This is a genomic window from Pseudomonadota bacterium, assembly GCA_038533575.1.
Taxonomy (GTDB): domain Bacteria; phylum Pseudomonadota; class Alphaproteobacteria; order Rhodobacterales; family Rhodobacteraceae; genus Shimia_B.
This window is the reverse complement of record JBCAYL010000002.1, coordinates 205,764-229,673: the sequence shown is the minus strand read 5'-3', so window position 1 is coordinate 229,673 and position 23,910 is coordinate 205,764. Positions and strand designations below refer to the sequence as shown.

Genomic DNA, 23,910 nt, shown 5'->3' with positions numbered 1-23,910 from the left:
TCTCATTCTTCGACACCCGCGAAAGCCAACCAGCCCTGCAGGCGCTGGTCATGCGTGAATAAGGCGCGCCGCGCGCGCGCGTTTGCACGCTCCGCACGGCGCTGGCCGTTTCGGAAGAGAAGCCGTGCCGCCGTCCGCCCCAGGGGCCCATTCGACCCGGCAAACATCCGCAGGAGCGGCGCGCGCACGTTCTGCAGAAGGAAATCATCAAGCGCGAGCATCGCCTCATAGCTGCCCGGCTGCCCCTGCCGCGCCGTCCGGCCGATCAGCTGCCGGTCGATGCGCGCGGAATCGTGCCTCTCCGTCAGGATCACATGGAGACCGCCTGCTGCCACAACATTCTCGCTGACCCCGATATGAACACCGCGCCCGGCCATGTTGGTCGCGACCGTTACTTGGCCGGGCTGACCGGCCTCGGCAACGAGCGCGCCCTCTTCATGATCGTTGAGCGCGTTGAGAACGACATGGGGGATTTCCGCTGCCTCGAGCGCCGCGTGCAAGGCCTGGGATGCCGCCACCGTCCGAGTTCCGATCAGCACAGGCCTGCCAGCATCGCGAAGCTCGATCACCCGGTCGATCACGGCAGACCACTTTTGGCGCTCGCTTGCGAATACCCGCGTGCCGAGGTTCCGTCGAGCCACGGGTAGCCTCGTCGCCAGCGGCAGCGTCGGCATCCGGTAGACCGCGGATATCTCCGCGCGGAGCTCGCGCGCCGTCCCGGACATGCCCGCCAGCCGCAGGTAGCGACGGAAGAACCTCTGGTAGGTCGTGCGCGCAATGGACAGCTTGCGCGGCGTGATCTCCACGCCTTCCTTCATCTCCACGAGCTGATGCAAGCCATCATTCCAGGAGCGTTCGGGCATGAGACGCCCGGTGTATTCGTCGACAATGACAACCTTGCCCTCCTGTAGGACATACTGGTCCCCATGGTGGAAGAAGAGCCGTGCCGAGAGCGCCTGACACACGGCCTGCTCGCGCTGCACCCTGTTGTGCCAAAGTGGCTCGAGGGCCGCGGCGTAGTCCTCCAGCCGGTCCTTGCCGAAGTCAGTAAGCTCGATCTGCCGGCGCTCAGGTTTCTGCTCGTAATGCAGCCCCTCGTACATCTTGTCGGCCAGACCATACGCCGTCGCAGCCCACTCCGCTTCAGCGGCGACATCGGTCTCGCGCGACAGGATCAGCGGCGTTCGCGCATCATCGACCAGCACACTGTCGGCCTCATCCACGATCGCAAATTGAAGACCCCGAATTACCGGGCGGGCTTCACCCTTTGTCAGGCGCCGCAGCTTGAAGCGCAGCTTGCCCTGCTCGCCAGGCATCCGGAGGGTGTCACGTAAGTAATCGAAGGAGATTTCCTTGTTCGAGGCATAGACAACATCCCGACCGTAGATCTCGCGGCGCGAGGCGGGGTCGTCCTCGTGGCGAATGCAACCCACGCGTAGCCCCAGCCACTCGAAAAAGGACTGCATCTCTTCCACGTCGCGTTCGGCGAGGTAATCGTTCACGGTCACCACATGGGTCGAGATACGGGCCAGCCCCGCCGTGGCCGCGGCGATCGCTGCCACGAGGCTCTTTCCTTCGCCTGTCGCCATCTCGGCAAGGGCACCGTCGAGCAGGATCAGCGCGGCGCGGATCTGCACATCATGGGGCCTGAGCCCGAGTGTCCGCCGCGCCACATCACGCACGATGGCCACGGTCTCGCACAGGGGCGCACCGGTGAGCCCGCCGCGCACCAGATCTGTCCGGATGGCGTCCAAGTGACGCCGGAGCGCGGCGTCATCCATCCCTTGGAGCGCCGTTTCACGCGCGATCACCCTGCGAGTCCGCCGGTCCGCCCTCAGCCTCTGAACCAGCGTCGTGCGCCCGGTGATCTCGCCCAGCGCCATCTGTACGGCCTGATCTATCTTGTCGAGGCGTTCGTCCTTGCGGGCCGGAAACACGTCAAGCGAAACCGGCCCCATGGCATCGTCGGCGTGCCCCCCGATCAAGAAGTTCGAGGGGCTGGTGCCGTCAGGCATCCTCTTTGCCGGTTTCGGCTTCGGCGTCTGCCTTCTCGCCGCCACTGTTGGACGACTGGAAGGTCAGCTTGCCACCGCCATCATTGGCGGCGCGGTCGGCGACCTGTCCGAAATGGCGCAGCGAAGCGAGATGCAGGAAGATGCATTCCAGCTCGTCCGTGGACATCAGCGTGCTCAGCATGTCGCCTTCAAGAGTCTTCAGCTTGTCGCGGTCCACCGTCATGAACCCGGTGAGCGAGCGGCGCTCGCCGTCTGGCAATGTGAACTGGGCCTGCATCGGGCGCAGCAGCTCGAGCTCTACAAGGCGCTTGCAGAAAGCTTGGCTACGATTGAAGCGCGCCTGGTAATCCTGAAGAAATGCGAGGACATTCTTGAGGTACTGGGTCTGGCTGCCGTCACTGTCGAAGAGGCGCTCCCCCCGGCCTTTCGTGTTACACCCTTCGAAGCTCTCATCGATGTGCAGCACGAGCTGGTTGTCCGCTGTCTGCTGACTGAACACGAAGGGATAGCGGCGGATAAAGGCGGGAATGTAGCGGCCACCCCAGCCGCCCTCTTCTGAAACGAATGCGTTTTTCTCGCCAGCGACACCTAGAATGGCGGTGGGGATGACGTTTTCGCCCTCACCCGCGAAGACGATGGGATATTCCGCGCCTGCTTCGGCAAATTCCGAGGCTGTCAGCGGGACCGAGTTCACCTTGCTCGCGAAGGCATAGCTATCGCCCGCCTTCACACACATCTTGGCGTGCTTCTTGGCGCTCACCGGGACGGCTTTCTCATAGAATAGCAACTGCGTAGCCATAATATTCTCCTTGGCTCGGGTTAAAATTCCGGTTCGGGTGGGTCAAATTCCCCAAAGGATTACGCCAACCGGCCTGCCCCCCGAGATAAATCCAGCAGATCAGCCCTCTAAAATCTATGTTTAAATGTTGAAGCGGCTCAAAAACACCTGACGCACGCGACGGTACACGCGCTCGGCCAGCGAGGCCGGGTCATGCAAGAAACGAACGTAGGTTCTTTCACCGATTGTTGCGAATTCGTGGGCTGCATCGAGCCTAAGGTCGAGATGCAGCAGATTCTGCAGGGTGCGACTTCTGGTCGAATCGTTGGGATCGAGGACGATCCGGCCACCGCCCTGCGTCGCGAGGGCGAGGCTCGGCAGCGAGGCTTCCAGCGCGGGCACCTCCCGGATGATCCGGGCCGGGTGCGCTTCGGCCGGGGCGGAGATGAAGCGAATGTCGATGTCCTTGGTGCGTTGCTTCACGAAATCCGCGTCCCCTTCGGAGATCACCGCGCGGATCACGGGGTCCTTGAATGCGCTGACATAGCCCAACAATTGGCCGCGGGTGAGATACCGACCAGGCAGGTCCGACGTCACGGTCAGTGCGATGCTGCCTGCCGTCGTCGCGCGAACCGTCAGGTTGGTCTCGCGTTCGCGGGCAAGCTCGAGGTCGGCCATGGCGTGCTCCAGCTCGCTTGCGGCGATACGCGCCGCCGCCGGATCGCTGACCGCAAGGCTGTCGCGCCGCAGGGTCGTTTCGGCCACCGTCGCCTCCAGAAGCGCCACACGCGCCGCAAGCAGCGGATCGGCCAGCTGCACGAGTGGCTGACCCGCAACCACCTGCTCGCCCTGCGCCACCAGCACCTCGACCACCACACCGTCGCCATTGGCGTGGACAGCCCCGTGCTCGGGCACCCAGACCACGCCCTCGGCGATGGTCGAGTAGGGCAAGGGCACAAAGAGCAGCGCGCCTACGATCGCGCCGAGCGACCCAAGAACGACGCCCATGGCGCGCGCGCGGCGCCCCCGGAGCTTGGGCGAGGCAAGAAGAAACCAGATCTGCTTGGCAATGGGGACGCCGAAGATGAGGACCAGCGACCAGATCGCCAGAATGATCCCCAGCGAGAAAAACTTCGACGACACGAGAAGCACGATCGCGATGGTGATGAAGATCCGGTAAAGAAACGCGAGGACGCTATAGGTGACGAACCAAAACGGCTCGCCTGGCGCATGGGCCGGATTATCGGCCTCCTTGATGCCCAGCATGTGCTTTTGGACGAGGTAGCCGATGTAGCGGTTCGACCGGTTGCCGAGGTTTGGAATCTCCAGAAGGTCGCTGAGCACGAAGTACCCGTCGAAGCGCAGGAGCGGATTGCCGTTGAAAAATAGCGTCGACAGGCCGCCAATCAGCATCGTGTTGAACGCGAAAGCGCGTACGAGGCCGGGCTCTGCATTCACCCAGACGACCATGGCCGCAGCGGCAAGGCCGAGCTCCACGAGGATGCCTGCCGAGGCAACGAAGGCCCGCTTCCACTTGGACGGGAAAGACAGGCTGTCGGAGGCATCGACGTAGGGCACCGGCATGAAAACGAGGAACATGATGCCGATCTCGTGGACCTCGCCACCCCATCGTGTGATCGCGTAAGCGTGGCCAAGCTCGTGGATCGCCTTCACAATTGGGTACGTCACGAGGAGCAGCATGAGGCTCTCGGTGCTCAGAACCCGGTCGAGCACATTCTCCGTCAGCCCGTCCCAGTTCAGCACCGCCAGCGTGCTGCCATAGGTGAGCAGCGCCAGATAGGCGACGAGCCCATAGATGGAGAAAAGAGGGCGCACCAGCGGCATGGTGATCTTGAGGAAGCCTTCGGGGTCGAGCATCGGAATGCGCAAGGCCAGCGGATTGAGCACGCTCATCATCCGCTTCTTGAAGCGCTGTTTCCTGCCGCGTTTGACCATCTCCTCGATGTCGGGCGCCTCGTCCGAATGCAGCACGTCGGCCGTGTGAAGCTGGCTCAGGAGCTGCAGGATTTCATCCTGCGTCAGCGCGTCCTCTTCGTTAAGCGCGCTGCAGGCCGTCTGCCAGATCTCGTCGAGGGTGCGCTGCCCATCAAGCATCGACGCGATGAAGTAGCTGGCCCCGGTGAAGCGGTGGAACCGTCCCGAGCTCCGATCCTGAAGCACGTACCAGGTTTGGCCGCGATACTCCGTCCGGAAAAAACGGGCGTGACTGCGCAGGCGCGGCCGCTTGTCCTTCACGCGGTACCAGTAGCTGCTGTGGAAGCTCTTGGACATGGCGCGGGATCAAGGGCTGAAGCGCCACGCCATCAGGCGCAGCCAGTTGCGCAGGTGGCGGGTCCAGACTGCCACGAGGAGCCGCTCCTCCACGTCGATGCGGGCAACCCCTTCCATGCTGGGCCGGACCCAGTCGAGAGTGCCGTCGGCGGCGGGGTCGAGCGATGCTTCCACGCGGAAGAAATTGCGTCCGTCCTGCTGTGCGGCCACGGGGGTGATCTGCGTCACCCTGAAGGCGAGGGACTGATCCGGGCTGGCAGCGAGACGCAGTTCACCCTCCTGCCCGGCTTCGACCTCCGCGATATCGGCCTCATCGACCTCGAGCGCCACGCGAAACGCGTCGAGCGGCGCGATGCGAAAGAGCTCCTGACCGCGCTCGACGGCGGTGCCCACAGACTGGCTGAGATCCCCGGCCACGACGATGCCGTCGAACGGCGCAGCGATACGCGTACGCGAGAGCTGCGCATCGATGAGACCGAGCTGCGCATCGGCTTGGGCAATCTGGCTGCGGATGATGTTTGCCTCGGCGCGCTGCCCTTCGGCGAGCGCTCGGCTGAATTCGATCTCACGCTGGCTGCGCGCGGTCGTCCAGCGCAGCCGCTCCAGCGTCAGGTCCTGATCGTTGAGCGTGGCGAGTATCTCTCCCTCCGATACCCGCGCGCCGGCGCGTACCGTCTCCGACTGGATGTAGCCATTGAAGGGCGCGACCATGGTCCGCTGCACAGCGCCTTCCACCCGGGCAGGCGCTGGGATCTTGAAGTCGGTGTAAGTCGTCGCCCCGAGCCACACGAGGATCGCGAAGGCGATCGTCGCGAGCTTACGGCCGAGGTAGCGCGGCCCAAGAAGCAGCGACACCTGACGCCACATTGCAATGACAGCCTTGGTGATCAACCACCGGTCATTCTTGCGGCGCTCTGCAAGCACTGGCGCGACCATGCTGCCCACGACATCGCAGAGCTCGACAGTATTCTCATCGAAGGGCATTCCCTCGGGCCGCTCGAAGGTCAGCGCGCCGAAAGGCGTCTCATTCACGAGGAGCGGAATGGTGAGCACCGATCCCGCCCGGTGCGAGCGGGCAAGCTCCTCGTGGTGACGCGTCACACGGTAATCCCACGTCTCTGGCAGCGGGAAGAGGACGATGTCCTCCTGATCCATCGCCTCGTCCATCGCGAGCCCGAGGTCGCGCACGAGGTTCATGCGTGCCCTGAAGTCCGAGACATGGCTCATCGCCGTCACCTTGCAGCGCTTGCGCCGCATGAGACCGAGGGCGACCTGCCCGCAATCGAGGCGACCAGCCAGTTCGGTGACCAGCGCCGAGGCCGCATCGCTAAAAGACTTGTTCTCGAGAACGATCGAGACGAAATCGAGTGCTTCCATCGTGCGCTCTCGGAGCGCGGTATCCGTCGCGCTCTGGTCACGGCGCAGCAATGCTTCGAGCCACCCCGTGCCCCAGCGCAGCTGGCGCAACGACTCAACCGAACGGTTTCCACCGGCCCCAATGGTAACCGCGACCGTTCCGTAGATCTTGCCGTCCATTTCCACTGGCAGCGCGAGTGTCGCCTCCTCACTCTGCTTCGCCTCGACGACGACGCTCTGACGCTTGGCCATGGCTTCGTTACAGGCATGCATGAGATCAGGTGACACGTCATCGTCGCGCGGCCATGTGGCAAGCGGTGTGAAGGGACCTACATCGGGCTCCCCGAGGACCACTACGGATGCGATAGCACCAGACAGATGGCGACACTGCAGACCGAGCCAAGCACGCAGGAATGACTGCGCGGAATCCGCTTCATGGAACTGAGACCAAAGGGATTGATCCAGCACGGCCACGCTGCTCGTGCGCACCTGTGCAGACCCGACCTCTTTCCTGGTTTCACCTTCCATCGTCTCTCCGCCTCTGCCCACCGGGGGACAACGCGCCCATCGATACCGCACAGCCTAAGCAAGCATAGGTGGGCTTCACCGCGCAAGCTTGGGGCCGCGTCCCACGGTCGAGAAGCGGCCCCTGCGTCATTCCAGTAGCACACTCAGAGGGCCCCTAGGAGCGGAACAATCCTGCAAAGCGCTGCATGAGCGTGTTGGCCATGCCCCGCCAATGGACGCTGCCCCCGTCGGCTCCCGGTGCGCCCTGGCTGAGGACCAGCGGAGCGTCCGCAGCGGCGCCCTGAACGGGGCCGTTGGGCAGTGCACCGAGGCCCCGGGCCGTATCGGGATCGACGAACTCACCCGTCGCCTCGTCGAAGACCAGCGTGGACGGCGGCGCGAAGCGTGTTCCGCTTTCCAGCGTCTCGTTCATCACGTGACCGGGATCCAGAACATCTATGTGGTCGTAGCCAAGGGCATGGCCGAGCTCGTGCGTGAGCGTGCTCAGCAGGTCCATCCGGTACGCGGCGGGGCTATCGCTCGCGGCGCGAAGAACACCCGCGTCATCAAGGTCGAAGGCATCCTCCCCGGCGTGAGTGACATCCACAAACCAGCCATGACCTGCCGCGTTGGCATCGATCCGGATGACATCGCCATCCGTTTCCGCCAGCACCAGTCCGCCGAGATCGGTAATCTCGATGGTGACTTCCTGCAGGGCTCGTGACTGCTCCGTATCGACGTACTCGCTGTCCTCCCAGAGGCCGCGGGCGGCAGCCAGCCCGGCCTTGGCCTCGCTCAAGGTAAGCACGTCATCTGGCTCGCCCAGACCTTCGGCCGCATAGGCAGCGGTCAGAGCGACCATTTCCATCTCTTCCGGGCACTTCTCCGGGGCGGGGATGGTCTCGATGAACGGCGCGACCTTGCCACGCAGTGGTTCGCCATTGGCGGGCACAGTGATGAAATCGACCCGGTCAAAGGCAATCGCGAAGTCGCTGAGCTTGCCAGCGATGAGGTCGTCGCGATCCTCGGGATCAAGTGCCCGCTCGATCTCGATGTCGCCGCCATTGCCGTTCACGTTGTCCGCACCGGCTCCGCCGGCGAGGGTGTCGATCCCGCGCCCACCTTCGATGCGGTCGCTGCCGTCACTGCCAAAGAGCAGGTCAGTGGGCTCGAGGCTGACCCCGGTCTCGCCGTCGGCTCCGCCGCCGAAGATCCGGTCGTTGCCATCTTCGCCATCCACGAGGTCGATACCGTTGGAGAGGAAGAACTCGTCATTGCCAGCACCGCCGAGCGCGAGATGGAACCACTGGGTGAACTCATCGGCACCTTCAACCACGAAGTCTTCTTCTCCGGCGTCGAGGCCCATCCAGATATCGTCGTTGCCGTTGCCCCCGTCCACGAAGTCATCGCCAGCGCCCGACAGGATCGTGTCGTTGCCGTCGAGACCCATGATCGCATTGTTGCGAACATTGGCTCGGATACGGTCGTCGAACTGCGAGCCCACGACATCCTCGAAGGCATCCGACGAGAAGAGCCGCAGCGAGCCGTTCAGATCGCCGAAGATAACGTCGTCGTTGTAGCTGCGAGGCTCGACGTTCTCGAGGCGCAAGTCGATTTCGTGCAGGTAGCCACTGAAATCGAGGACATCCCCAGTGTCGTTGTCGAGACCTGCGGGCACATCCGTTCCCTTCACGCCGTCTCCGTCATCATCCGGGTCCTGGATGTTCGCGGGGAAGATCCCGGCCTCGACCAGACTATCGAAGCCGAGACGCTCGCCGGCAAAGACGTAGTTGTCATCGCCCGCGCCGCCCCAGGCCCAATCGTCGTCGCGTCCGCCTTCGATCACGTCACCCCAGCCGGAGGACACGTCGAGGAGACGCACGCCCGTGGATGAGAACGGATCGAAATCAGGGGACGTCACGAGCTGGCTCGCGTTTTCCTTTTCCGCGTCCTCGACGTTGATCTGGATGACCTCGCCACCAGAGAGGCGGATCCGAGCGTTGTCGCCCGTGAGGACATCATTGCCGTCTTCCGCATGGATGTGGTCGGCGCCATCGCCGCCCACGACGACGTCTCCGTCTTCGCCCGTGAGAATCACGTCACCCGCGTAGTCGATGCCGCGAGATTCCGAGGTCATCTCGAACACTTCGCGGTCGAGCAGCCTCACGATGCCTTGGTCACCAAGGACCCGATCGCTGTCATCATCGCCCTGTGGCACGATGTTGTCCTTGTCAGCGCCGCCGACGATTTGCATCGCCGAGATGCTTGGACGGTTCCGATCCGTTTCGCCGGTATCGTCTGAGCCCAGAATGCGGATGCTGAAACTGTCGCCAGTCACGTTGCGGAACACGACGAGGTTGGAGCGCCCGAGAGGATCAGCGTCATCGTAAGGCACGAATTGGCCGTCGAAGCCGGTCGCGCGCAGGTCGTCTATCAGGTACTCCACCCCGTTCTCGTCGATCAGGACGATGTCGCTGGAGAACTTGTCACGGGTGTTATTCCCGGCCTGCAGCATGACGTAGAGATAGACGTCGTAGGGCTCGTTCTCGCCGAAGCGTTGATCCAACGACCCTACATTGATGCCGAGCGTCTTGTCTTTCGGCGCGTTGACGTAGCCGTTGTAGAGGCGGCCGTTCTGCGTGTCCGGATCGAACAGGCTCTGCGTGACGCGCCCGGCGCGCTGCGGATCGTTGCTCTCCAGGCTGTGACCCACTAGCACCGATACGCCCTCGTTCGTGGTGAAGAGCTCGGGATCGGATGTCTTGAACCCGGTCTCGTTATCGATCCCGTCGGTGGGATCGTTCGGGTCGGTGAAGCTGCCATTGTCGAGATTGTTCCAGCCGTCAGCGGCCACGTAGCCCAGCGTGCCTTCGACAAAGCTCTCCTCGCGCCCGGCGGTGAAGTTGATGCCCACGGACACGATGTCGTCACCCGAAAGCGCGTCATCGACACCATTGTGGACCCCCGTATCGCCAGTTTCGATGCAGTCCTCTCCCTGGCCACCGATCACGATATCGTCGCCGTTGCCGGTGAGGATGATGTCATTGGTGTTGAAGGTGTCGGCCACGGAGATCGTCTCCATGTGGCGCAACTCGCCAATGTCGCCGCCCACGTAGGTCTCGGGCGCCTGCGTCAGCAGAAGGGTGGCTCGACCGTTGTCGCCGAAGACCGCATCATAGTCTAGGTGACCCACATCTGCGTCGCCAGCGGTGTCGATCCAATCGCTGCCGGTCCCGCCGAAGACGAGGTCATCGCCGCCACCGGTATAGATCGCATCGTTGCCACCAACCTCGGCATCGACACTCTCGGCCCGATCGATCGGATGGGATGTCCCCACGATCTGGAAGCCGGAGATCACTGGGCGTGTTCTGATGAGAGAGTCAGACAGCGTCGTGATCTCAATCACAAGGCGCCCGTCGGTGAGGCCGCCATGGGCCACGTAATTGCCCTCGGTCGGTGCATTTGGATCCGTCGAGGTAGCTTGAATATACTCGCCACGGAAGTGCACGCCTTGGGGGTCGCTGAGATAGTAGCTGTTGTCCGGGCCGATCGACACCACGCGGACCGCCGGGCCCTCGTCCGGCGTCTTACCCTTGTCGGCATCGAGGTAGATGTACACATCGTAGGACGAGAAGTGCTTGTCGAGCCCATCGACGACAATCTCGATCGTCTTGGTGCGCTTGACGTGCATGTAGCCCTCGAACAACCGGTCATCCGACGAGGAGTTCTTGTTGGGAATCTGGTTGTGTGCGTCGAACCTCGCCTTGTTTTCGCCGAGGTAGCGTTCGTCCTCGTAGTAGTCCTCCAAATCCCACAACAAATCCCGGCCATCATACCGGTCATCGGTGTAGCCGAAGCCATCATTACGATCTTCGTCGTCGTAGATCGGCAGGTTCTTGTTCTTCTGGCGCCACTGGAAAACGATACCCTCGAGATGGGTGCCGTTTTCGTCGGTCACGAACTCGCCTGCCTCGTTACCCCAGACACCACCGGCATTGTCGAAGTTCATCCAGTTGTCGGCCCGCGGCGCAGGTGCCCCGTTCACCGAGATGGAGTCGTTGGTGCCTGCGACGCCGTCCACGGTCGCCTGACCGGGGCGGCTGTCGAAGTTGAAGCCGAGGATGGTGTGCTCTTCGCCCGTTAGATCGTCTGCATCCGGCGCATCGAAGCTCTCCGAGCCGTTAAGCGTCACTCGGCCGTTATCGCCGAAGACGATGTCGCGCAGGTTCTGCAGCTGGCCCGTGTCGATCACGTCGTCACCCGCGCCACCCATCAGGATGTCGCGACCTTCACCGCCGAAGATCGTATCGTTGCCGCCATTGTCTGACCCGACACCGATGACCTCGGTGACCAGTCCCAGCTCGATCGTCTGGATGCGCTGCAAGGGTACCGGTGGCAGGTTAGGATCTTCCACGTTCATCAGCACTTCGCCGTGGTCGCCGAAGATCAGGTCGCGGAAGGGCTCCTCGGGCGCTTCCGCGCCGCCATCAGTGCTCCCGGCGCCGTCTCCGAAGATGACGTCATTGCCAGCCACGAGGCTGTCGCGCACTGGCGACGGGGCCGGCTGCAGCGTCGTGCCGTCCGACTGGATCAGCGGATTCACGGTCGGCAGTGGGCTCTGATCATCGGTAGCGATGAAGAGTGCACGCGTCAGGATGTCCACGTTGACGCCACTGTCGCCGTAGATGTGATCGGTGCCGCGCTGGCCCTCGATCCAATCATCGCCCGAACCGCCTGCCAGGTGGTCGCCTGCCTGGCTGCCGATGATCAGGTCGTCGCCGCCGCCGCCATAGGCGGTGATCCCGACGGAAGGCAGAGCATCGCTCGACACTCCTGCGAAGAGCGCCGACGCGTCGATCACGTCATTGCCGAAATGATCAAAGGGATTGGCCAGCGGCATCACCCACTCGTCATCCTCGTTGTCGCCATCGGGCAGCAGCGGGAACGGATCGAAGGGCTTCTCGCCGTAATCGTACCCAAGCACGCTAAACGGCTGGCCAGCGTACCAATTGCCGTCCTGGCTGGTATCGCCGTAGATCACGAGCGGGCTGTCTGGCCCGGCGCCTCCGGTGACGATGAAGGTGTCGCCACCCACGAGGATCCCGCCGTCGAGCCTTGGCTGCAGTGCGGAAACGGTCACCACGCCCTCGACCGTGAGACCGATGCGATCGTAGGCTGCCGTGAGCGTGTTGCCATCGATCGAGACAACCTCGGCCGTCCCGGGCAGCCCCTCGATGGTGATCATCTGGCCGACTTCGAAGCCCAGCGCCGCCCAGTCGTCGACACTGGTAAGCTCCAACAGGCCTTCACCCTTGTCGCAGCAATCGAGATCGAGCTCGACCTCGGTCGAGATCACGGCTGGCTTGGCGACGTGAATTTTCGCATCCTCGATCTCGCCTGTCGCGGCCAGCGGACCGCCGTCGAGGATCAAGGTTGCGCCAACGCCCCAGCCCTGGAAGGCATCATCGGGCTCCAAGCTGCTATCGGCATCCACGATATCGACGATGAGGCGGGTCTCGGCCTCGCCGTCCAGCTGGATGTAGTCGCCGACCTTGTAGCCGTCGCCAGCCCAATCGAGCCCGTCCACCCGGGTGAGCGACACGCTGTCGCCCGCCTCGTTGGCACCGATGAGATCGAGGCAGAGCTCCAGAGGCCGGTTGCCACCGCCATGGAGAACCGTCAGGCCGCCATGGGGCCCTTGTACCGACAATTCTAGCGCGAGCGCCGTGCTGTCCGTCAGCGTGGCATTCTCGAATACAAGCGTAGCACCATCATCCTCGATCGCGATGAGCCGGACGGACTGGTCCTGTCCATCGCCTTCGACGCGCACGAGGTGCCCGGCGATGAAGCCGTCCTCTTCCCAGGAGACGTTGTCATCACGGGTGACCCGGGTCTCGGCACCGAGAGTGGCCACCGCGAAGGCGCCGATGGTCTCCACGAGCGCATCGATGCCGATCACAGTGATCTCGCCCACGAGCGCCGGGAGCGGGTCGCCGGTGAGTACGAGGATCGAATTGTCGTTGGGGTCCTGTCCCTCTGGGGTCACGACATCGTCGATCCGGTCCACCGTCCAGATGCCCGTCTGCCCCTCGATCTGCACGGTCTGGCCCGGCAGGAAGCCGAGGCCCAGCCAGTCAATCCCCTCGCGGGAAATCGTGCCGCCATTGCCGCCGGCATCGGGTGTGATGGTGAACTCGCCGGTCGTATCGACGCCCGTCACGTTGTTTAGCGTGCCCGTGACATCGAGGCTGTCGTTGCCCTCGCCCAGCATGATGTTGACAACTTCGATAGTCGACACGCCGTTGCTGGTGTCGAAGCCGCCGCCGCCGAGTGTGATCCGGCCCCAGCTGATGCCGCCGGGCACCACGGTGGGTTCGCCAAAATCATTGGCCGACGTCGGGCCGAAGTCGAGCGTGTCAGCCATGCCGAAGCCGGTCAGCGTGGTCTCCGTCATCAGGCCGGAGCCGTCCTCGACGGAGCTGTCGTTGAAGATGTTGAGCACGTCGATCTGCTGGCTCTCGGGCGGTTGCTGCCCGATTGCGATCAGGAAGTCATCCGCTTCGCCCGGCAGTTTCAGCCCGTTATTCAGCGACCGGTCCGCACCGGTCACGCCGCCCTCGACCTGCAGCGGTCCGCGCAGCTTGGACAGAAGATGCGCGCTCGCCGGGAAGACCTTGGCCCCCTCGCGCGTGATCGGCACGTCGAAGTCGCGGTCGGCCACGAGCTGGACGGTCTTTTGCTTCCAGTAATCGGTCCCGTCGAAGCTGACAGAGGCCGCGATGCGCTCTACGGTCACCTCGGTTGTGCTGCCCGTCAGCCAGGCCGGTAGAGCGGTGGTGGCGGTGAACTGGAGCTTCTCATCCTTGTTGTCGTTGTCGCCGCGGATGAGCTCGATCTTGAGCTCGACCTCGTTAGCGGGGTTGGCGGCGTCGGTGACCCGCACCCACTGCCCCTCGAGGAAGCCCTCGGCCAGCCAGCCCGAGCCATCGCTCCGGACAAGCTGCTCTCCGTCGAGCGCCCCGCCGGCATCCGGCGCATAGCTCACCTCGCCCTCGAAGAAGCCGATCCGCGCCAGGTCCGACAGGACCGCCGTCTCGGAGCTTGCCTGGCCAGAGTCCGCGAAGGCCTCAGTCAGGGTGATCGTGAGATCCGTCACCGAGGCGATGAAGTAATCGCCGTCGAAGCCGATACCGAGGTTGTCCACACGGATCTGCTGACCGGCGGTGAAGCCCTCGTCGATGAAGCTGCCGAAGGATTGCGCCACGCCGTCCCGGGTGATGGTGTTGTTCTCGGCGACCACCTGGCCCTGGAACTGCTGGACTGCACGCAGCCCGCCCACAGCGACGTAATCGTCGGGGGTGATGGCTGTGATGTTGCCCTCGCCGTCGCCGATGCCGATCACGTCAGCGAGGCCATCGGTGACGATCGCCACGTCCACATCCGCCGTGGGTGCCCCGGTCAGACGGATCGTGTAGTCGTCCGGCACCGGATCATTGGCGGGGGTGCTGGCATCATCGGGGATGAGCAGAGTGCTGCCGCCCGATTGCTGGACCAGAGACCCCGCGCTGTCATTGTCGAGAACGTTGACCTCGAAGAGCCCATTGCCCGACCGCAGGTTCGGGAAGATGTAGTCCCCGTCCGTCGTGGCATCGGTATTCAAGTCGATAGAGATCACAGCGCCGCCCGGATCCTCGACGCGTGCGTCGTCTCGTGCCTCGACAGTGACGATCACCGGGTCGTCCCAGTCTGCGTCATCGAAGGTCAGCTGCGCCACCCCGTCCACGATCTGGAAGCGGCCATCGGCGCTGGAGAGCTTGATGTCCTTGTCGGCCTCTTCACCGAGATTGAGGTTCACGACGACCGTGGTCCCATTGGCGGGCGCCTTGGCCAGCTGGATGGCAAGGAGGTCGTTAAGCTGCGTGGTCGCATCACCCTCGATTACGGTGGTGTCCTGATCCTCGACGATGGTTCCGTCCGCGAGGTATTGCGCGGCGTCGATCTGGGTGACCTGCACGCCCGGTGTGTCATTGTCACGGAGATCGACTTCGACGTTCTGGACGGCGATCCCGTCGTACTGATCGGCGTTGACAGCGATCACGCTGTGCTGCGCGACGACGCGGAGGTCGCCCTCAGCCCGCATGTCGTCGAATGCGAAGAGGTGCACCTCTTGCGCCATGTTCCAATTGGTCTCGTCGAAGCGCAGCACCAGCGCGCGGTTCTCGCGCTGCTGCATCACGCCGTCCACGGTCACCGTCCGCTGGAAGTCGGCGTTCTGCGGATCCATCGGATCGGCCGGGGCCGTGGAGGAGAGCCAGAAGCTGTCACCCACACCGCCCGGCAGCTGGAAGAAGCCAGAGCCATCCGGCAGCGGCGTCAGGTTCGACAGCGTGCCGTCCTGCTCTTCTTGCGTCGAGCGCGCGCCGGAAACGGTGACGTAGACCACCTGCCCGGCTACCAGCGCTTCGGCGAGGCGGATGGTGTAGCTGTCGGTGGCCATCTCGCCGCCGCCCTCGAGGATCGACGTGAAGCCGTCGCTTTCCTCGATCACCACGAGCCCGCCATCATCGGTGGGAACGTTGTAGTCGAACCCGTCGACGAGCAATCCGTCATAGGCGAGATCGTCCGAGGTCACGAGGTGGTTGACGGCGCCCGAGGCCCCTTCCAGCTCGCGCGTCACGATGTCTTCGGTCACGTCGCCGGCCACGTTGATCGTATCGGAGCCGAGGCCCCCGATGACGCGGTAGGACACGCCGAACGCTGTGGACTGGACGAAGAATTCGTCGTCGCCCTGCAGGCCGTCCACCTCGATCACCTCCACGGTGCTGTAGCGCACGTTGAGCCCTGCGCCGAGGATACCATCCTTGGTGATAACGAAGTCATCGGCGAACTCGGTGCCGAGGATCACGACCTTGTCGAAGCCCGTGCCACCTTCGATCGAGACGGGCGCGTTAACGTTGTAGCGGACCTCGTCATTGCCGCCGCCCGTACGCACGTCCACCGGCACGCCGACGGAGAAATCGGAACCGATAATCGGCGAGGCAACGCCGTTTTCGTCGAGCACGATCACGTCGTCGCTGGTGTCGCCCGGGGTGCGGTCCGCATCGGCCCGGTTGATGACACCGTCCATGTTGGTGTCTTCGTCCACCGCATCGAGATCGAGCACGTCGATGATGCCGTCGTTATTCCAATCGTCGGTCGAAACCGCCGCCAGCGCGAAGGCGCGAACGGTGAAGATGTCATTTCCGTCGTCGCCTTCGAGCCGCAATTCGCCTTGGTTGGAATAGACCGTGAAGTCATCCGATCCGCTGCCGCCATGGGCGAGGACAGGCGCGTCAGAGCCGCCCGAGAGCCAGCCCCGGGTCGTGGCGATCAGGTTGGGGAATTCGTCCTGCGGCAGCAGGCCTGCATCCGCGCTGGTCCGCTGGGTCCCGAAGATCTGTCCGAACTGGAAGCTGTCGTTGCCCGCGCCGCCATCGAGGGTCGTCGTGACGGTGACGCCGTCGCCGTAGAAGGCATCGTCACCGCCGAGACCGAGGATCGTCATCCGGCCGTTGAGCGCACTGTCATAGCCGATGCGCTGCACCTTCGGGGAGGGCTCGTTGCCGGTGGTCACGTCGCGATAGGTTGCCTCGTCACCGTGGATCAGCGCCACGTAGCCGGGCTTGTCCGCTGTCTCGCCCGGCAGGAAGGCCGCTTCCCGCAGGAGGAAGGTGTCGTCCTCGGTCGCGTTGCCGTAGACGAAGAGTTCATCCACCCCTTCATCCGACCCACCGGTATCGAGCACATTGACGATGTAGTTCCGCGTGTCCGGTCCGTTTGAGCCCAGCGTGTACACTTCGAAAGTGTCCGTGCCAGCCTGTCCGTCGAGGCGCAGCGTATGTTCGGCGTTTTCCTTGCCCATGGCAGCCAGCGCCGCGAGCTGGGACGGCGAGGTCACCGTGGCAGTGTCCTGCAGGTAGAAGACCTGCACGAGATCCTCGTCATCACCGGCAAAGACCTGGGACTTGGAGCCGAGGAAGATGTAGTCATCCATGCCCTGGGTGGTCGTCCCGGAGATGCCGCCGGCCCCGCCGAAGGTGATCTTATCGATGTCCGAGTTCCCGAAGATCCGGGTGGTATGCACCGGCGCCGTGAAGGTCGGGACTGCCGTGCCGATGGGCTCATCGTCATCGGTCGACAGGGGATCGGTGTTGGCTTGGCTGCCCGGCGTCACGTCCGCGCCCGCGATGATACGGCCCTTCAGCAGGATGTTGCTCCCGTACCCTGCATCGTTGCCGAAGTAGTCGCCGCGGATATCAATGCCTTCAGCCGCAATCATCTCGCTGTTGTCGTCGGTCAGGACATCGTCGGCGACGAGCAGGTTGATGGAACCCATCTCTGCGAAGATGGCCCCGCGCTCGATCACGCGGTCGGCGTCAGCCTGGTTGGACGGCCCGCGGTCGTTGCTTTCAGCGAACCGCGCAGTGCCGCTCTCGACCAGAATCAGATCCTCACCCGTGCTGGTAACGTCGGCACTTTCGAGGACAAGAAGCTGAATATCTCCCTCGAAGCTGTGCGCGAGGGCAAGCCGGAGATAGCCGTTGATTTCGGTCAGGACGATGTCGCCCGTTGCTTCGAGGGACACGTCGTCGCCCCCCGGAGCCACCCCGGTCGGACCACCGGAGCCCACGGAGGTGTCGACCTCGATGTCGTCGATGAGCGTCCCGATAGACGCTCCTGCCCCGAACACATCGATATCGAGCGCTTGGGCGATGATGTTGACGTTGTCGTCGGACCGCGCATCGATGACAGATCCGTCCACCGTCCGCAGGGAGACGTTTTCCAGCGAGTGCACGAGGTCGACGGGCATCGTGCCGACAATCTCGTCGAGGAAGATGCCGCGGTTGACCACATTGGCACTGGCGTTGGTATCAAAGGCGTTGAGCACGCCGCCCGCCGCGTTGCGGTTGGTGTTGATCTCGAGGAAGTTCGTCTGTGATCCGATGCCACCGGCCCCACCGACCACGTCGAGCGTGCCCGAAATCATGGTGATGTTGTTACCCGTCACATCGATCGTGGGCTGGGCATCCGCATCGGTGATGTAGCGCGGCGAGAACAGCGTCACGTCGCCCTCGGTGGAGTGGATATGACCCACCAGCATGGAGCCCGAGACCTCGGTCGCGGTGATGTCCCCGTCAGTGGTCAGGAAGATCTGTTCCACGTCCGCCGGGGTCCCGCCGCCTGTCCAGTTCACATCCGTGTTGATGATGAAGTTCACCTGTGTGTCGGAGTCCACGAAGGTGGCTGCGCTGCCATAGGGCCCGTCCGGGTTCGGAGCGGTATCGATGCCGATGCTGCTCGTCGCATAGCTGCGCGGTTCGCCACCGACGGCGTCCCCGTCGACATGACCGATGTCGATGTCATCGCCGGCGCGCACCAGCGTGAAGTTCCACGTGGAGTCGATCTCGGTGAAGTCGGTTCCGAAGGCGCGGAGGATATTGGTGTAATCCGGGCCGGTCATGAGATCCGGGCGGAAGTGGTTCTCGACAGTCCGCAGGTCGTTGTTGGCGCGGTCGGCCACCGTGAGGACGCCGAGGACGCTCGTACCGGTGCCTTCGCGCATGTCGTTGACCACCAGAGAGACGTCATCGCCGGCAGAAATGTGCCGGACTTCGGCCACTTGCGAGAAATCTCCACCGGCCAAACCGTCTGCTCGGTCCATGTAAGCCAGATCCAGAACCACGTCGCCGGTCGCATCCGCCTCGATGTCGGGCGTGAAGACCTGGCCAGCCGCGATGTCGGGCGTGATGTCGCTGTCGGACGCATCCTGGAAGCGGACAAGCTCGATGGAAAGCGGTGCGCGCCCCGTGGAAGCCACGGCGTTGCCGGCATCGCCCACTGTGCCGACGCTCCCGCCGGTGGCATCGATGTCGATCTCGTTTGTGCGGATCACCTCGACGGCGCTATCCGAGCCCGCGAAGATGTTGCCTCGCTCGTTGCGGATATTCGTGATGCCGATCGGGTTCTGGATCCAACCATCGACGACGATGTCGGAGGCAGAGGTGCCGCCGGTCTGCAGATTCAGCAGATCGATGACCGTCCGGCGCCAGTTGTTGAACACGTCGAATTCAAAGGTGTTTCCGACCACATTGGAGGGCAGGGAATTGTTGTTGTTGCTGCCGTCCATCTCGTCGGGGCCGGGCACGTTATCGAGCCGGATTTCGACATCGGCCGGGTTGAATCCGGAGGTGGAGGGTTCGTCGAGGACCGGATCGATGATGTTGACCACCAGGTCCTTGTCGGACGCATTCTCCAGCCGGACCTTGCTCCAGCTGCGCGCGATCTCGAAGACGCCGCGATTGCCCCAGATGTTGGACGTATTACCGCCATCGGTGGCGAAGAATTCCGCTTTGCCGACCTCGTCGTAGATGAGGTCATCAACGATGATCTGGGCAAGACCGGACAGATCTGTGCCCACATCGGCGGCAATGGCGTCGCCGTCGCCATCGAGCAGGGTGACGTTGGTGATCTTTTCGATGATCCCGTTTTCGTTCACCACCAGTTCCGGGTTGGGCTCACCTCGCAGGAAGACATGGGCCTCCCAGAATATGTCGCGGGCGCGAGACGCCGAGACGCTGCCGCCTTCACGCGCCGGACCGATATAGGCCCCGCCCGCGCTGCGCGACCGGTTGTTTGCAAAGTTCTCGTCCCGCACATCCACGTCGAGGCGTGCGGTGGTCATCGTGGATTCCCAGTCAGCCTCGACCTTGGCGTCGTTGTTCACGGTCGAGGTAGCGTTGGAGCGGGTCGAGCCACCGATGGCGTAGAGCCGCGCTTTCGAACGCGAGTTGTTGCTGGTTTCGGAGTAGTCTGCCTCGATCAGGATCGACTCGTTGCCCACGATGTTTGCACCGTCGAGGATGTCGACGAGGTTGTCGCTGTCCATGGTGCTCGTCGAGTAAGACTCGGCCTTGCCGCCTGCACCGCCTGCAGTTGTGTCGGTGTAGGAGCGGGTCCGCTGCTTCTTGATCTCGGAGCTGATAACGACCGTGTCACCCTGGATATCGGCATTGTCACGCAGCTCGATCTCGCTGCCTTCGAATTGGTCTTCGGCATTGATTCTCGTGCCGGCCGTTACATTGGTGCTTGCGCCAAGCCCGCCACCATAGGCACGAGCATCGGAATCCGCGTTGGTGGTCACTTCGGTGTCCACGACCACGTCACCACCCGCCAAGAGAGCGCCGTCGACGACAAGCTTGGTGCCGAAGTCGAGATCGGAGTCGGAGGTGGAATTGGTCACCGCCACGACACCGCCGCGGGTTGATTGCGCCTTGGACGTCACGCTGGAGATCTGGTTTGCGGAGACCGTCAGGTCCCCCAAGGCCTCGATATGCGCCGAGTCGCCGACCGTCAGTGTGCTCTCGTTTGTGCCGTCGGCTTCTGCAAATGCCCCACCCACGGCGACGAGACCGCCAGCCGAGCCGTCGGAGATCGCGGTGACCCCCATCGTACTGTTGCTCTCGATGAGGATGTTGTTGCCCTTCAGATGGGCATCATCCGCGATTGTGAGGTTGGTTTTGACAAGGCCATCAGCCTCGCTCGACGCCCCGCCGACCTCGATAATGCCGCCGCCTGCGCCGGTGGCCGACGAGGTGTATGTGCCGTCACCGGCTGCAGGGTCGGTGAAGCCCACCGCGCCACCCACACCGTCGAAGACAGGCGCGAGGGTGCCGCCGTTGCCATCCGGAAGACCGACGAGGTTGCCGGTGATATCGACCACGAGGAACTGGTCGGCCCCGGGCCCGCCGCTCTTGAGGTCGAGCCCCTCGGCGACGAACCGATGCGTGCCGCCGCCGGTATTGCCACCAAGGAAGAGGTTGATCGCCCCGCCACCTTCAGTGGTCGAGAGCTGGTTACCGTTCACCACGTAGTAGACATTGCCCTCGATGAGGCCGCCGATTGGCTCGTCATCGACGTTGCGCAGCGAATGCTCGACCGCGACAGCAGACTGGCTGGTGGCACGTATCAGGTTGATCTCTGAGGGTGGCACCCACACGTCGGGGTCGGGCCCGGTGTCCAAGAAGCCTGTCGCCTCCTCCAGTGTGTTCGCGAGACGAATGTAATCACTGTTGAACGTGTAGGTCGGGTTAGAGCCTCCCGAGAGGTTCTGGCTGCCGCCCGCGACGAAGTAGGTCTGCCCGTCGACCAGCCCGCCCAAGGCAGCGCCCGAGGAGCGGTACACTACCTCTTCGCCAATGCTGAAGCCGTGATCTTCGATGTAGATGCGGTTACGACCATCGAACACGATTTCGAAGTCGGAGTCCGGATTGTTGATATTCACGTCCACGAGGTTCGAAGCAAAGAGCTTTGCGGCGTCCGGCCGGTACGTGATCGGCTGCGTGCCGGCGAAGCCGCCGAGGCCGGAGATCGTGTCGGCACCAGCGTCGACATTCCCGCGCGAGACAGTCGCCGTCGATTCCACGAAACCGGGGGTCTGCAGCTTGATCGTATCGAGGTCGATCACCTTAACTTCGTAGAGGACGCCGTTGGTCAGCCCGTCAATGACCGACGCGGCGTTGTTGGAGTGGTAGTAAACCCGCTGTCCATCCTCGAAGAGATGGTTGGCGATGGTGATGGTGTCCTGCGCGAGGTTCACGGCTCCGCTGCCGAACACGTTGCCAAGATGGATGACGTCTTCGTTCCGCTTGATGACCTTGTATTCGCGATCCTGCACGAGGCCGCCGGAATCCTGGCCTGTGAAGGTGATCGACGCGCCATCCTGCAAGAGATGGTCGAGGCCGAAATCGATGCTGTTTGACGATGCCGGGCTGGAGGTGCCGGAGTTGGAGGCATCCACCGACTGCACGGTGCCGTCCGAGAAGTCCTGTCCGGGCGCGCCGTGATTGGCGGTCAACGTGATGTCTCCGCCGGCCTCGATCAACTGCGAGTTGCCGACGTTGAAGTTGACCGTCCCCTTGCCGTCCGAAGAAGGATTGATGTCGCTTACCTGGACGATGCCGCCACCGGCCGAGCGGGCCTTGCTGTCTGCATCGGTCACGAGATTGGCGGACACGTTGATACTTCCGTCCAGCCGCATGATGCTGCCAGTGCCTGCAAAGGTCAGGTTCTGGGTGGTGTCGGTATTGGCAGCGATGGTGCCGCCGCTGGACACGTTGACCGCGCCGCCGCCGGCGCTTGCCAAGATCGCCTCGGAGGTCGAATTGGTCTCGGCGAGGACGTTGAGGCTGTTGCCGCTGTTGTCCACGCCGCGGTCGACATTGCCTTCAAAGCCCACGGTGGTGGAGCCGTTCGCCTCGACGGTGACCGTGCCCGTTGTCACGTTGACTACGCCGCCGCCCTTGTTGGACATGCTGCCGAAGGCGTTGTTGGCGTGCCGACCAGCGATGTTGATGTTGCCGCCCGTCGTTGTCCCGTTGCCTGTCGTCAGCGACAGGCCCGTGGCGACGCTGAGCGTCAGCTTCGAGTCGGCCTCAGCATTCACGCTGCCGGTCTGCACGTTGCCCACACCGCCAGACGTGTTGCTGGCCGAAGCGATCGCGCCGCGCCCGGTGGCGAAATCGCCGTCATCGGTGGACAGGAAGCTGCCGCCGTCATGGTTCAGCAACGCCGCTAGGTTGATGTTGCTGTCGGCATGGATCGAGCCACCGGTGCCGGTCGTGAATTCGACCATCGCGTTGAAATCGGCATCCGCGTTGGCGGTATTTACCGAGATCGTGCTGCCGCCCACATTCGTGGACGAGGCGACGGCGTCACCGATCAGACGAGCCTGCATGTCGAAGCTGCCCGCCGAAGTGATGTTGGCGTTGCCGCCGATCCGGCCAGTCACTTTGGAGGCATTCTCCGCCACGGACTTCACGTCCCCCGCCGAGAAGAGGAAACCGAACTTGACGGCCTCGGCAGTCGAGGCGACGTCCGAGGTCAGGTCGGCATCGGCGTCGATATCGCCCTGCGTGGTCGTCACCGTGGTGGTGGCCTGCCCCTCAGAGGCCAGCGCGCCGATGCGCACGTTGACCGACCCGGTGTCCTTGGCGATGGCATCCATGCTCGAGATCGCGACGAAGAGTGATCCCCCCGCCTCGACCGCGGTCGCACTTGCGGTATGGGTGGCATCAGCGTTCAGCGTCACCGCGTCAGCGGAGACATTGCTGCCAGCCCCGATCCAAGAGGACGTGTCGCTGCCGACTTCGGTGGTGACCGATGCAGAGCCGAACTGTACCACACCGCCGAAACCAACCGACTGCGACAGCGGCGTCGCCGAGGAGATGGCATTGGCATTGGCTGAGAGGTTGCCCGACAGGATCAGCGTGGCGCTGTCGCCGACATAGGCCTCCGTATCATGCGCCGCCTTGGCAATGATCGTCGTCGTGGAGATATCGGCGATGCCCGCCCCGCCGGCACGGCGTACATCCGCCTCGGCCGTCGTGTTCGAGGTCGCGGTGAGCGTCACGTTGTTGGCGGTGACCTGCGCATTGTCGTCGACGAAGGAGCGGGTGACCGAACGCTGGTTTGCGCTGTCGCCCACCACCGACGTCGATTTCAGGACGCTGACATTGGCGATGCCCGCAACGCCGAAGGCTGCGACGTCGGATTTCGAGAGTTCCTCGCCAGTGGATGTGGTGGCCGTCCCGGTGAGCGAGAAACCTCCTAGGTCGACGACGGAATTCTGGCCGACATAGGTTTCCGTGGCCCGCGCCGCATTGGCCTTGGCTTCCAGCACGTTGATGTCCGCGATGCCCGCGCCCCCTTGATCGGAGATCTGGGCAAAGGCCTTGGCTGTTGCCTCCGAGGCGTTGAGCGTAACCGTACCAGCGGTCAGATCGGTGTAGGTGCCGATATAAGCCCGCGTGGAGCCTTCCATGGTGGCGTTGGCCTCGGTGACCGACACCCCGACCAAGCCCGCGATGTCGAGCGCGGTGGTTGTCGCCTCGGCCAGGCTGCGTCCGGTGGCGGTGGCGTTCACCG

General features: G+C 63.5%; 5 protein-coding genes (1 of these 5 cut by a window edge). All 5 read right to left on the bottom strand.

Going from position 1 to position 23,910, the window contains the following annotated elements; genetic code table 11:
* Positions 1 to 2 precede the first annotated feature (2 nt).
* Positions 3 to 2,015 carry a DEAD/DEAH box helicase gene (locus tag AAFM92_12860; GenBank protein MEL7301265.1) on the bottom strand — a complete coding sequence of 671 codons (2,013 nt, stop codon included), beginning with the start codon at positions 2,013 to 2,015 and terminating at the stop codon, positions 3 to 5.
* Positions 2,008 to 2,814 (bottom strand): SapC family protein, encoded by an 807-nt coding sequence (locus AAFM92_12855; GenBank protein ID MEL7301264.1) that lies wholly within the window; start codon positions 2,812 to 2,814, stop codon positions 2,008 to 2,010. Before AAFM92_12855 ends, AAFM92_12860 begins: the two co-directional genes overlap by 8 nt.
* A 120-nt stretch (positions 2,815 to 2,934) precedes the next feature.
* Positions 2,935 to 5,085 (bottom strand): efflux RND transporter periplasmic adaptor subunit, encoded by a 2,151-nt coding sequence (locus AAFM92_12850; protein ID MEL7301263.1) that lies wholly within the window; start codon positions 5,083 to 5,085, stop codon positions 2,935 to 2,937.
* A 9-nt stretch (positions 5,086 to 5,094) separates the two neighbouring features.
* Positions 5,095 to 6,729: an HlyD family efflux transporter periplasmic adaptor subunit gene (locus tag AAFM92_12845; protein ID MEL7301262.1), complete on the bottom strand. Its 1,635-nt coding sequence runs from the start codon at positions 6,727 to 6,729 to the stop codon at positions 5,095 to 5,097.
* Between the two features lie 394 nt (positions 6,730 to 7,123).
* Positions 7,124 to 23,910, bottom strand: partial view of an LEPR-XLL domain-containing protein gene (locus tag AAFM92_12840; protein MEL7301261.1) — the 3' portion only. Its footprint extends 22,321 nt past the window's final position; 16,787 of the gene's 39,108 nt are visible here — the last part of the coding sequence; its start codon lies off the right edge, out of view; its stop codon occupies positions 7,124 to 7,126.

What these genes read in the sequence shown, in the direction of transcription:
- AAFM92_12855 (MEL7301264.1), bottom strand. Translation starts at nt 2,814, where the DNA reads ATGGCTACGCAGTTGCTATTCTATGAGAAAGCCGTCCCGGTGAGCGCC.
- AAFM92_12850 (MEL7301263.1), bottom strand. Translation starts at nt 5,085, where the DNA reads ATGTCCAAGAGCTTCCACAGCAGCTACTGGTACCGCGTGAAGGACAAG.
- AAFM92_12860 (MEL7301265.1), bottom strand. Translation starts at nt 2,015, where the DNA reads ATGCCTGACGGCACCAGCCCCTCGAACTTCTTGATCGGGGGGCACGCC.